Annotated in this window: 15 protein-coding genes and 1 pseudogene; 13 read left to right on the top strand and 3 right to left on the bottom strand. The window is 36.9% G+C overall.

All coding sequences use genetic code 11. The annotated features are described in order from the left end of the window. Positions 1-156: 156 nt before the first annotated feature. The 4 genes and pseudogenes from BMG01_RS01710 to BMG01_RS01695 all read left to right on the top strand — a co-directional run. A pseudogene (locus tag BMG01_RS01710) lies at positions 157-1,080 on the top strand (glycosyltransferase family 2 protein); the annotation flags it as partial. A gap of 14 nt (positions 1,081-1,094) precedes the next feature. Continuing rightward, the gene (locus tag BMG01_RS01705) at positions 1,095-1,373 is read left to right on the top strand and encodes a hypothetical protein (RefSeq protein WP_004912020.1); all 279 of its coding nucleotides are present in this window, start codon (positions 1,095-1,097) and stop codon (positions 1,371-1,373) included. 56 nt (positions 1,374-1,429) lie between these two features. Then, entirely contained in the window at positions 1,430-2,230 is an 801-nt protein-coding gene (gene recX / locus BMG01_RS01700) for a recombination regulator RecX (protein ID WP_004912023.1), read from the top strand. 53 nt (positions 2,231-2,283) lie between these two features. Then, positions 2,284-2,853 (top strand): DUF402 domain-containing protein, encoded by a 570-nt coding sequence (locus BMG01_RS01695; RefSeq protein WP_004912026.1) that lies wholly within the window; start codon positions 2,284-2,286, stop codon positions 2,851-2,853. 90 nt (positions 2,854-2,943) lie between these two features. Here the strand turns inward: BMG01_RS01695 and BMG01_RS01690 are convergent, their stop codons facing one another. Continuing rightward, positions 2,944-3,237 carry a hypothetical protein gene (locus BMG01_RS01690; RefSeq protein WP_004912029.1) on the bottom strand — a complete coding sequence of 98 codons (294 nt, stop codon included), beginning with the start codon at positions 3,235-3,237 and terminating at the stop codon, positions 2,944-2,946. A 118-nt stretch (positions 3,238-3,355) separates the two neighbouring features. Here BMG01_RS01690 and BMG01_RS01685 point away from each other — a divergent pair, with 118 nt between their 5' ends. Both BMG01_RS01685 and BMG01_RS01680 read left to right on the top strand, forming a co-directional pair. Then, a complete protein-coding gene (locus tag BMG01_RS01685; protein WP_004912032.1) occupies positions 3,356-4,039 on the top strand; it encodes a rhomboid family intramembrane serine protease in 684 nt (227 codons plus the stop codon). A gap of 172 nt (positions 4,040-4,211) precedes the next feature. After that, positions 4,212-4,469, top strand: coding sequence for a hypothetical protein (locus BMG01_RS01680; protein WP_004912035.1), 258 nt, complete (start codon positions 4,212-4,214; stop codon positions 4,467-4,469). Between the two features lie 159 nt (positions 4,470-4,628). Here the strand turns inward: BMG01_RS01680 and BMG01_RS01675 are convergent, their stop codons facing one another. Continuing rightward, on the bottom strand, positions 4,629-4,853 hold the full coding sequence (locus BMG01_RS01675) for a hypothetical protein (RefSeq protein ID WP_004912037.1): 225 nt from the start codon (positions 4,851-4,853) through the stop codon (positions 4,629-4,631). Positions 4,854-5,163: 310 nt separating this feature from the next. On the opposite strand from BMG01_RS01675, the gene BMG01_RS01670 reads away from it, so the two are divergent. The 5 genes from BMG01_RS01670 to nrdG all read left to right on the top strand — a co-directional run bounded on the left by BMG01_RS01670 (position 5,164) and on the right by nrdG (position 9,907). Further along, complete coding sequence (locus tag BMG01_RS01670) at positions 5,164-5,508, top strand: hypothetical protein (protein ID WP_004912039.1); 345 nt, start codon at positions 5,164-5,166, stop codon at positions 5,506-5,508. Between the two features lie 108 nt (positions 5,509-5,616). Continuing rightward, entirely contained in the window at positions 5,617-5,823 is a 207-nt protein-coding gene (locus BMG01_RS01665) for a YqgQ family protein (RefSeq protein ID WP_004912041.1), read from the top strand. 160 nt (positions 5,824-5,983) lie between these two features. Then, positions 5,984-6,943 carry an ROK family glucokinase gene (locus tag BMG01_RS01660; protein WP_004912044.1) on the top strand — a complete coding sequence of 320 codons (960 nt, stop codon included), beginning with the start codon at positions 5,984-5,986 and terminating at the stop codon, positions 6,941-6,943. A gap of 236 nt (positions 6,944-7,179) precedes the next feature. Further along, positions 7,180-9,390 carry an anaerobic ribonucleoside-triphosphate reductase gene (gene nrdD / locus BMG01_RS01655; protein ID WP_036067607.1) on the top strand — a complete coding sequence of 737 codons (2,211 nt, stop codon included), beginning with the start codon at positions 7,180-7,182 and terminating at the stop codon, positions 9,388-9,390. After that, the gene (gene nrdG / locus BMG01_RS01650; protein ID WP_036066633.1) at positions 9,326-9,907 is read left to right on the top strand and encodes an anaerobic ribonucleoside-triphosphate reductase activating protein; all 582 of its coding nucleotides are present in this window, start codon (positions 9,326-9,328) and stop codon (positions 9,905-9,907) included. The genes nrdD and nrdG overlap by 65 nt, the downstream gene beginning before the upstream one ends. Before the next feature lie 133 nt (positions 9,908-10,040). On the opposite strand, the gene BMG01_RS01645 is transcribed toward nrdG, so the two are convergent. Further along, the gene (locus BMG01_RS01645; protein WP_004916071.1) at positions 10,041-10,655 is read right to left on the bottom strand and encodes a DsbA family protein; all 615 of its coding nucleotides are present in this window, start codon (positions 10,653-10,655) and stop codon (positions 10,041-10,043) included. Positions 10,656-10,793: 138 nt separating this feature from the next. Here BMG01_RS01645 and BMG01_RS01640 point away from each other — a divergent pair, with 138 nt between their 5' ends. Then, positions 10,794-11,369: a GTP pyrophosphokinase family protein gene (locus tag BMG01_RS01640; protein ID WP_004916070.1), complete on the top strand. Its 576-nt coding sequence runs from the start codon at positions 10,794-10,796 to the stop codon at positions 11,367-11,369. After that, a complete protein-coding gene (locus BMG01_RS01635; protein WP_004916067.1) occupies positions 11,366-12,160 on the top strand; it encodes an NAD kinase in 795 nt (264 codons plus the stop codon). The genes BMG01_RS01640 and BMG01_RS01635 overlap by 4 nt, the downstream gene beginning before the upstream one ends. The last annotated feature ends 29 nt before the right edge of the window (positions 12,161-12,189 follow it).

Here is a 12,189-nt window from a genome sequence, read left to right as displayed (position 1 = left end):
TGTTGTATTTTTTCGCTAACTTTTTCAGGCCATTTTGACCAACCAGCCATTCGTTGACGATTATTAATTTAAATTCATTTGAATATTTAGACATAGAAAAACCCAATAACTTTCTGGACATTTTTTTATTTTGTCCAAGTTATTGGGTTCACTTCAGCACATGCTTTTAATATCGGGTTATCTTTTTGTCGTGGTGACTATATTTTGAGTAATGATGCGGATACGGTTTGTGCGCCAGACGGATTATGGAAATACATGAATTATTTTTTGCGACCTGGTGGTCAAAATGTTGCTGCTGTCACAGCTAATATGGATGTCCAAAATCGCTCTTTGCTATTGGAAAAATCGCAAACCGTTGAATTTTCCAGCATTGTGGGTATCATTAAACGCTCTCAAATGGGTGTTCTCGGCAATATGTACGCGTACTCCGGCGCTAACACAATGTATCGCAAGGATGCCGTTCTTGATTGTGGGGGATTCCGTCAGGATCGTGCAACCGAAGACATATCGATTGCTTGGGATCAACAATTTAGCGGATGGAAAGCCGTATTTGCACCAGATATTATGTTTTATATGAATGTACCAAGCACGTTAGGTATGCTATATAGTCAAAGAAAGCGGTGGGCAAAGGGTGGCACAGAAGCATGGGTGACTAATTTTTCGCGTATTTTTAAGCATCCTATCAAAAATATTGCTAAAATAGTGCTTCTATTGGATCAAACAGGTAGTATAATATGGAGTTTTTATTATTTGATATTCACTGGTTGGTTGGCGCTCAAGTTATTTTATTTTGTTTTCACTAATGACACGGAGCAACTCATTCACACGTTAGACATGGTTTTTGTCTTCTCAGCATTTATCTCAATGGTTGGGATTTGGCAGTTAGTTGCGTCCTTGGTGCTTGATAATCACGGTGCAAAATTAAAATATCTCTTATTTGCACCCATGTACATGGCTTGGTATTGGCAAATGAATGCCATTACAATAGCTGTCACTTTCATTCCAGCCCTGAAAAGTGTCTTGGGATTAGCTGGACAAGGAACATGGGTTAGCCCAACCAGAACAAAAATGAAAAAATAAATTTGGAGGCAATCATGATTTTGCTAGGAGCAGTGCCACAATTGACCCAAAATACACAGATTAATTTTTGGGTGAGCGTTGCTGTACTTGTATTGTGCTTTTTTGGTATGATATTAGCCAGTATAGTATGCAATCAAAATCGTCGAGAATGGTATCACAAAAGAAATGAAATCACGCAGAAACATCAGTATTTGGTTAATAAAGACTTTGTTGTTAGTGTGTTGGTAGTGGCACTATGTTTGCTTTTTTTCATTTTGATGTTCATGACTTTTGGCGCTCACTTGGTGAGTTGAAACTTTATTGTGTTTCAGGCTGATTTTGGTTGACAGAGGAGAAATATCACATCGTTATGAAAATAATAACCAAAATTTCAGTTCAAAAACAAGCTGGTCGATATAACATTGATTTAGATAATCAATTTGCGTTTGGTGTATCTGAAAGTGTCCTGATTAAATATGGATTAGCGAAAGGGCGCGAACTAGATGATGACTTGATTGCTGATATTAAATTGAGCGACGAAGTAGCGAAAGCAATGCGCGTTGCCCTGAACTATCTTGGTCATTCGCTTCGAACAATAAAACAAGTTCAGCAAAAAATGCACGATAAAGAAATTCCTGAACAAGTGCAATTGCAAGTGATCAGTCAATTAGAGGCGCAACATTATCTTGATGATCTTAATTACGCCATCCATTATGTTGCCACTAAAAAAACAATTAGTCCAAAGGGACCAATTGTCATTAAAATGGCGCTTAAACAAGCGGGTGTGTCGGATATCAATATTGAAGAAGCATTAGCAACATACACTGATGAGGAACAAATCATCATTGTAACACAACTCGCCAAGAAAGCAGCTGTCACGTATAAACGAGAATCAACACGCAGTAAGCAACAAAAAATCATTGCGGCACTTGCTAAGAAAGGCTTTTCTTTTGATATTGCACAAAATGTTGTGAGTGATTTAGAGGCAGAAAATGATGAGCAGTCAGAGATAGAAAATATTCAAAGAGAAGCCGATAAATTATGGCGACGCTATCATCGTGACGATAATTCAAAACGCCAGTTTAAAACGAAAAAGGGCCTTTACGCAAAAGGGTATCCTTCCGATTTAATTGACAGTGTGTTGACCAATTTAGTGCTGGAAGACGACTAGTAAATTGTGGTATACTGAAATAGAAATTCGGTGTTAGAAGAGTAGGTAGCGTTATGAGCGTTGATAAACCAGGTCGCGGGCCACGCGAAGGTGATTTCATCACGATCAAAAGCTATAAGCACGACGGCTCGTTGCATCGAACTTGGCGCGATACCATGGTTTTAAAAACTAGTGAGAACGCGATTATTGGCCTAAATGATCATACTTTAGTGACTGAAGACGATGGTCGGCGTTGGGTGACACGCGAACCAGCCATTGTTTATTTCCACAAAAAGTATTGGTTTAACATCATTGCGATGATTCGTGATAATGGCGTATCGTATTATTGTAATCTCGCATCTCCTTATGTATTGGATAAAGAGGCGCTTAAATATATTGATTACGATCTTGATGTTAAAGTGTTTCCAGATGGCGAAAAACATTTACTGGACGCTGATGAATATGCAGCTCACAGTAAGAAATGGCATTATCCACCAGAAATTGATAAGATTTTAAAAGCACATGTCAAAATTTTGGTTGATTGGATTAACGCTGGCACAGGTCCGTTTTCGCAAGGTTATGTAGACGTTTGGTACGCAAGGTATCAGTATTTGATGCAACAGCGGTTGAAAGATCGTCGTTGAAATAAAGCATTTGATTATTTGAATGCTTTTTTGTTTGGTCATTTATATGCAAATAAAAAGGCTCAACTTGATTAAATTGAACCCAAATAATTACTTGTCTTTATCTACTTCTTCGAACTCGCCATCAAATGTCGATGGGTCTTGTTGCGTTTGATGATTCATGTGTGGTTGAATAAACCTCTGGCGAATCCAGAAAGCAAATGCAATTAATACAATGAAACCAACGACAGCCCAGAAATTTTTCACGATAAAAGATAGTAATAATATAATCACGATGGCAAAAATGAGTCGCGAAACAACACCAAATGTATTAACGAACATAAAAGTGATTAAATAAATAAAAGCTATCAAAATAAAGAATGGGACTAATAGAATACCAAGCATTGGTTGTTCTCCTTACATAACTAATTGTTGTCATTTTAACATAGGACTATTAAAAATGATATGAAGGTAGAATAGTTTATGCAAGCAACAATGGTTATAATCTGTTAAAATGGGGACTATGAAAACGTTAAAAACACATTATGTAGTTGCACCAGTAACCACGATATTATTGACGGTAACAGTTGTTGTTTTTTTGATTGAGCTGGTCGTCAGTGGTGGGACAACCGACAATAGCTATTTTTTGGTCCAAGTAGGTGCTAAGTGGGGGCCTTATATCAAGGGCGATTCGCAATATTGGCGTTTAATCACGCCTATATTTTTACACGCTGGTTTTATGCATATTGCCACTAATATGCTGACTTTATGGTTTATTGGTCCGATAGCAGAAGACGCTTTTGGTAGCCGCAAATTTTTAGGCTTATACTTCTTTTCCGGTATTTCCGGTAATATTTTTTCGTATTTATTTTCGCCAAATACGATTTCAGTGGGTGCCTCGACAGCATTATTCGGCTTGTTTGGTAGCTTAATGATATTTGCCTATCAGTACCGTCATGACCCCAACGTAAGGGCATTAGGATCAATGATGGGATTGTTTGTTTTATTGACATTGTTGTCAAGTTTTTCTGCTACAAACATTGATCTTTGGGGTCATCTTGGTGGCTTCATTGGCGGGGTAATGTTTGCCATGATTTTTGGTTTTTATAGTCGTAACGGGAAATTCAGCTGGCATGTTCGGCTAGTGATGGTATTATTGACATTGTTGTTAATCGGATTGACTGTCTTTATGGGCGTAAAATCATGAAAACTTCTAAGCTCAGTTCATAATTTTGAATTAATTACATATATACTAAATATATAAATGTCAGTAAGAGCGGATGGTTGTTTAGTTTGGTATTTAACATAAAAATACAATTAAAGTCATAATTTGCGACACTAATAGCCTTGGCGTAAAATCAGTGTCAAGAGGTGACAACATGAGCGAGCGAAAAAACAATTTAATTGATGAGTTAATAACAATTTCAGTTAATGAAACAGAACAAAAATTTGTCAGTAAAGCGATACATCAATTAAGAGATGAGCAACAGAGCGAAAAAGTCGTTGTTAAAAATTTAGTATATGATTTGAAATCAGTTATTATTAATAATCAGAAACTTTCTGAGCCTGCGTTAAAATTGTTGAATCAGCTAAACAAACCAGACGTTGGTTTTTCAAGATATTTTGGCATGTTCTAAAATATCTTGATCTAAAAAAAGGCACTGGTTACGTTATGTCATTAAACAAATAACTTAACCAGATTACAAGTCAGATAGAACGACCGCCTTTATACTGACAATTTTTAAAGTCGTTGATCTCACAAAAAAACATCATCAAGTATGACGATGTTGAACAGGTTATTTGCCGGCATTGAAGCCATCTTTATATCCTTGGATAATATCTGGCATCTCATTAGTAAAAAATGAAATGATAAATGAAATAACAACAGACACTACCAGAATTGCTACCCATATCTTCTGTGTTTTAGTAAACGTATTGAATAGTGATTTCAATACAATAAAACTTCCAATCGCACTCACAAAAATTACAAGATGTAACACCGAAACGACAACATCTAACATATTTTCCCTCCTTCTAGCCAACTATCAGTATACAACTAAACAATATACTGATTGATTAGTTAAGAAGATTTTAAAAGGATATTAAACGAACTCGCACAACAAAGGGGATGAGTTAATTAAATTGAGACATGATGAATTACAAGTGTAGTGCCTTTTATTTGGCTGATAGCGGACATAATCTTATTCAAAAAATGAATTTGAAAAATCCTAAAAAATAACTTTGTCAGGAAATCACTGTGATGGCTATTTATTGAATAGATGTGATATGTTTACTTGGTGTATCTGTATAAATTAAGGGGGATTTACAAATATGAGTAATAGTGATGTGAAGTATGGTATTTTTGAAAAACATAGTTGGAAAGATGTTTTGTGGAATATTGGAAACAGGACAGCGGGTTTTACACGTCGCTATTATTTTTATCGGGAAACTGACGGAGAACGAACGCTATTGTCTAAAAAAGCATTGTTGGTCTTGTTATCGGCAAATGAAGATATGAAAAATTGTATCTTAAAAGATGAGAGATATAAACAGTATATATCTCCTGATAATATTGTGATGAGTGAGAATGGTGAGTTTTTTGCTGGTTTAATTAATATGGACTATGTTAAAAAGATTGTTAACTATTTGAATTCAAGAGATGAAAGCAATAATTAATTATAAGTACATATCAGTTTACTAACAAAGAAATGCCAAGAGAGCATAAGTGAACTAGTAAACTCAAAAAATATCTTAAACGTTGATATATAAGGAGCGTTGCAAATCATGAAAACTTTTTATGATGTTCTACAATATTTAAAAGAATTCGGTGTGTATATTCATGTTGGAAAGCGGCTATGGGATATCGAAATGGCTGCCTTAGAAGTGGACAATTTATATAAAGCAGATATTATTCAACCAAAAATGTATGCAACAATGAAAGTCATTTTGGCACACGAACACCGATTGGAACTTGAAAGTCCCAGTGATTGACTATCATTGTTTATTTAGACTGTGAAACCGCTTGCACTTGGCTAGTCATATCTGTTAGAATGATTAAGTAATCAATTCATACGGAGGAAATATGTTGCCTTCATTGAGGCTGTCCAGTGAACTTGCAGTCGTTAGATCGGGCAACATTATTATAATTATCATGGCAAAAGATAAGCTTATCGGTGTCGATCTTGGTGGTACAACTATCAAGTTTGCAATTTTGACAGATCAAGGTGAAATTCAGCAAAAATGGTCAATCAAAACAAATATTCTAGATGATGGTTCTCATATTGTTCCAGATATTGTGGAATCAATTAATCACCACCTTGATTTGTACCAACTGGATCATGATCGTATTATCGGTATCGGAATGGGAACACCAGGTACTGTTAATCGGGTTACTGGTACGGTAACAGGGGCTTTTAACCTTAATTGGAAGACAGAGCAGCCAGTTAAAGCAGATATTGAATCTGGTACTGGATTTACATTGACGATTGACAATGATGCTAACTCAGCAGCGCTTGGCGAAGCTTGGAAAGGTGCCGGAAACAACGATGATGAAGTGTCATTTGTGACATTAGGCACTGGTGTTGGTGGTGGTTTGGTGGCAAATGGTCAGCTGATTCACGGTACAGTAGGTGCCGGTGGTGAGGTCGGTCATATGGTTGTTGAGCCAAATGGTTATTTGTGCACATGTGGTAATCGTGGTTGCTTGGAACAATATGCTTCCGCAACGGGTGTGGTCCATTTGGCACAAGACTTGGCAGAAGAGTATGTCGGTAACTCCAAGTTGAAAAAGATGATTGATGACGGCGAGGAAGTGACATCAAAAATTGTCTTCGACTTAGCAAAAAACGGTGACTTTTTAGCTAATGAGGTTGTCAACAAAGTGTCATATTATCTCGGATATGCTACGGCAGCAATGTCAAATATTTTGAACCCATCTGCAATTGTTATTGGCGGTGGTGTAGCTGCTGCTGGTGAATTTTTGCGAGCTCGTGTTGAAGAAAATTGGAAAGTGTTTGCTTTTCCAACTGTTCGTAATTCAACACGCGTGAAATTAGCTGAATTAGGGAATGATGCTGGTGTGATTGGTGCAGCAAGCCTTGCACGTGCATAAATAAAAAAGACAAATCAGTGGGTAACTGATTTGTCTTTTTTTGTGGTGTGTAACAAAACATTTGAGTTGAATGTCTATTATTATAAATTTTTTTAACCCTTAGAACACGATTATATCAATAGTCTTGAGATTAATGCGGTAATAGGGGACACTTTTTGTCCTATTCTTATGCAAAGAATAGTTGTAACATCTTAATTATAACAATTCAAAAAAGCATTGGAGGAATTAGTTTAGTAATGAGCGATACGATGAAACTTAGCAATTTACCCCATTTAACAGTCATTAAGCAAAGTGGTGAAGAAACACAATTTTACGCGTACAAAATTAATTTTATTTTGACGAAACTCAATCTATCAAACTATATTATTGATGCGATTAGTCATGATTTGTATCAATATTTGGATTCTCAAGTGAGTGTGACAACTTCTGAAATTCGTAATCTATTATGTTCGTTACTCACAAATTATGAACAATTAGATGCTGTTAACGAATATGAGTCATACTATCAAGCTGAAAAACAAAATTTTTCGGATGCCGCTAATGTCCAAAAAAGAATCGAAAAATTATTTTCACGAGATGAATCAGTTGTGCATGAAAATGCAAATAAAGATAGTCGCGTGTTCAATACGCAACGTGATCTGGAAGCTGGGGCAGCTAGTCGGGCCTTGGGACTACAAATGTTACCGCCACTTGTTGCTAAAGCACATTTACGCGGCGACATTCATTGGCATGATTTAGATTATTCACCTGTGACGCCAGCAACAAATTGTTGTTTAATCGATTTTGATAATTTGCTGACGAATGGTTATAAAATAGGCAATGCGTGGGTAGATTCACCACATTCTATTCAAACAGCGACAGCACAGATGGCGCAAATTATTGCTAATGTCGCTTCGTCGCAGTACGGTGGTTGTTCAGCAAATCGTATTGATCAATTATTGGCACCATATGCGCAGATGAATTATGACAAACATATTGTCGAAGCCAAACAATGGGTAGTTGCAGACAAGCGTGACGCCTACGCTAAAGAAAAAACACGCAAAGATATTTATGATGCAATGCAGGCTTTGGAGTACGAGATTAATACAATGTACTCATCACAAGGACAAACACCATTTACCACCGTTAATTTTGGATTGGGGACTAGTTGGATTGAACGTGAAATTCAAAAAGCAATTTTGAATATCAGAATTAAGGGATTAGGAAAAGAAAAGCGAACTGCTATTTTTCCAAAGTTGATTTTCACATTGAAAAAGGGATTAAATTTTGCTCCTACTGATCCAAATTATGACATCAAGCAATTGGCGCTTGAATGTTCAACAAAGCGGATGTACCCAGATTTGTTAATGTATGACAAAATTGTTGAACTAACTGGTAGTTTTAAAACACCAATGGGTTGCCGATCGTTTCTACAAGGCTGGCAAGATGAAAATGGTGTCACAGTAAATTCTGGCCGAATGAATTTAGGGGTTGTTTCGGTGAATTTGCCACGTATTTCTCTATTTGCGAAAGGTGATATGGCACTATTTTGGGAAATTTTTGATGAAAAAATGGCGCTATGCCACGAAGCTTTATCGTATCGTATTGAACGAACAAAAGAAGCTGTTCCTGAAAATGCACCACTGCTTTATATGTACGGCGCTTTTGGGAAAAGGCTCAAGGCAACTGATAAAGTTGATGAAGTGTTTAAAAATGGACGTGCTACAATTTCATTGGGCTATGTTGGATTATACGAAACGTGCTTAACTTTCTTTGGCGCAAATTGGGAAAAAAATCCCGAAGCACATGAGTTTGCCGAAGACATTGTTAAAAAAATGAACGAATACTGCCAACAATGGGAAGCGGAAAGTGGTTATCATTATAGCTTATACTCGACGCCAGCCGAATCACTAACAGACACATTTTGTCACCTCGACAAGCAAAAATTTGGTGATGTGCCTGATATTACTGATAAAGAGTACTATACCAATAGTTTTCATTATGATGTTCGCAAGCATCCGACGCCATTTGAAAAAATAAGCTTTGAAGAGACTTTCCCAAAATATGCGTCGGGCGGATTTATTCATTATTGTGAATATCCTAACTTGAAACAGAATCCACAAGCATTAGAAGCTGTTTGGAATTGGGCTTATGATCATGTCGGTTATTTGGGCACGAATACTTGTATTGATAAATGTTTTAAATGTGGATTTGCTGGTGAATTTAAGGCAACTGCTCGTGGCTTTATGTGTCCTGAATGTGGCAATCACGACCCAGAGCTATGCGATGTTGTTAAGAGAACGTGTGGTTATCTTGGCAATCCACAGCAACGGCCTATGGTTCATGGACGACATATTGAAATAATTTCGCGTGAAAAGAACCTAACCAATGAGATGATTGAAAATGCCGCGATCTATGCGAAAACCAAACAATCCGATGCCCAAAGAATGGACGGCGCAGAAGTATAGTCAGAACTATATTGCTGACTACAAAGCTTTTAATTTCGTTGATGGTGAGGGTGTGCGTTGTAGCTTATATGTAAGTGGTTGTATGTTTCTGTGTCCTGGTTGTTATAACGTTGCTGCTCAAAATTTCCATTTTGGACAGCCTTACACGCAAGAATTAGAAGACCAAATTATTGAAGATTTAAGTCAAGATTATGTTCAAGGCCTAACTTTATTGGGTGGAGAGCCGTTTCTCAATACGGATGTTTGTCTAAAATTGTGTCGTCGAGTCCGTAAGGAGTTTGGCCATTCAAAGGATATATGGTCTTGGACAGGCTACACTTGGGATGAATTGCAAAACGAAACCTATGATAAAGCGCGTTTATTGTCGTTAATTGATATTTTGGTTGATGGTCGTTTTTTGGAAGAAGAAAAGGACTTAACATTACAATTCAGAGGTAGTGCCAATCAAAGAATCATTGATGTACCAAAGTCATTGGCAGCCGACCAAGTTGTGATTTGGGACAAGTTGGTGAAGTAACAGCGTCATACAAAAAAGCTTAATGATTCATCTGTATTGATGAATTATTAAGCTTTTTTGTGTTTACTGATAACTGTGTTAAAATTGTGAGTCATTTTTTTTTTGGGGGGTGATGGCGTTTGATGAGAAAAAGTTAAGCAAAGGTCTTGGTGTTTTCCGAGGAGACCAAATCTTTTGTATTAACAACAAATTGCTGGCGTGAATGTGTGAAGTGTGTCGTTAGAGATTCTTTTGAAAAATTCGTCAATAGGTTGGTTTCAAGTGTATTTGAGTCATCAATTGCAATTGTAACTTGGTATTTTTTCAGTAAGCGCCATGCTAATTTTTGATCTATTATTAACGCGTGAACGACTTCTTGACTCATACGATTTTTTAAAAAGTCGTCGGGATTTAGTCCGATCTGTGTGGCAATGGCAGTAATCAATGAATGAGAGTAAACTTGTTTTTTGTTAATCAATGCAGTCTGTAAGGCTAATAAAAAAGGTCGCGCTTTTTTATTGCCTTCAATTTGTGCCGCTTTAAAATCAAGAATTACACGACAAATGAGGGATTCTCTGTCATAAGGTATGTCCATTAACGGCAATGATTGCTCACCTTGGATTAATTTGGCACTGACTTGTTCATTGATGAGTGGAATAAAGCGTAAGCGCGCCTTTTGGAAAACTGTATGAGTGAGTTTTTCAAGGCATTCTTCGGTGGCTAAACAGTTTTCTGATAAAGGATTAGCGAAGTGGTAAATGTCGATCATGATGTTTCTCCTACGTAAAACAATATAAATATCCAAGATATTAGTATAACCGTCAATATTGGGATTGACAAATGGTAGGCTCAAAAATATGTTAAAATGTAATAGTAATGTTTTAAATTGTATAAAAGGGGTAGTAATATGGATTGGGAAATCTTTTTTACACCATACGTTCAAACTGTATCAGAATTAAAAGTTAAATTACGCGGATTACGCGATCAATATGAAAAAAACGGTGAGGATTCACCGATTGAATTTGTGACAGGCCGTGTCAAATCACAGGCCTCTATTGAAGAAAAAATTGTGCGACGTCATTTAGACGAAAATCGTTTATCACTTGATTTACAAGATATCGCTGGTGTACGAATTATGACCAAGTACGTGGAAGATATCTATACTGTGGTTGATTTGCTAAGACAACGTACGGATTTTCAAATTTTAGAAGAGCGAGATTATGTGACTAATGCCAAGCCGTCAGGCTACCGATCATATCATATCGTCATTGAATATCCTGTTCAAATGTATAGTGGTGAACTAAAAGTACTAGCGGAAATTCAAGTTCGTACAATGGCCATGAATTTTTGGGCAACAGTCGAGCATGATTTGCGTTACAAACACGGTGAATTAAGTGATAATTTGGCTGATCGCCTCACCAAATTATCAGAATCAACATTTGCTTTAGATCAAGAATTAAGTGAAATAAGAGCGGTCGAATGAAGTATGCTATTTTCAACAATGAAGATGTTAGCAGTCGTGTTGTTGCCAAAAATCTTGCTTTAGAAATGCGAAAACAGGGTTTGACTGTTGATAATGATGAGCCTGATATTGTCGTCTCTGTTGGTGGGGATGGCACCCTTTTGGGCGCTTTTCAGCATTATGTCAACCGAATTGACCATATTAGATTTGTTGGTTTACATACTGGACATTTGGGATTTTACACTGATTGGTTAAGCACAGAATTAGATCAATTAGTAGCTAGTTTAAGCCACGACAACGGTCAAAAAGTCAGTTATCCGTTGTTAGAATTGACAGTTATTCAAACGAGTGGTGAGAAGAGCCAATATTTGGCATTGAACGAAGCCGTCATTAAACAACCACTTGGTACGCTAGTCGCTGATATCTATTTAGGTGGCGAAGTTTTTGAACGTTTTAGGGGTGATGGTATTGCTGTGGCGACGCCGACGGGTTCAACTGCCTACAACAAGGCTAATGGTGGGGCTGTTTTGCACCCTGCTTTACAAGCAATTCAAATGTCGGAAATTGCTTCAATTAACAATCGTGTTTTTAGAACGTTAGGATCACCATTGATTGTACCTCGTGATCAAGAAATTGTAATGAGGCCGCAGAGTAATAACTTTTTGGTGATGTATGATCAGGGAGAAATTGCCAGTGATCATATTTTAGAGTTGCGATTTAGAGTGTCTGAAAAATGTGTCCATTTTGCTAGATACCGTCACGTCGATTTTTGGCGTCGCGTACAAAATGCCTTCATCAATGACATTGAATAAATATTTTAAATTTTTTAGGAGAAAAATAC

It is taken from the genome of Leuconostoc sp. BM2, assembly GCF_002095565.1.
GTDB classification, from domain to species: Bacteria; Bacillota; Bacilli; order Lactobacillales; family Lactobacillaceae; genus Leuconostoc; species Leuconostoc falkenbergense.
Note: the sequence above shows the minus strand (reverse complement) of the source record. Positions and strands in the feature narration are given on the sequence as shown.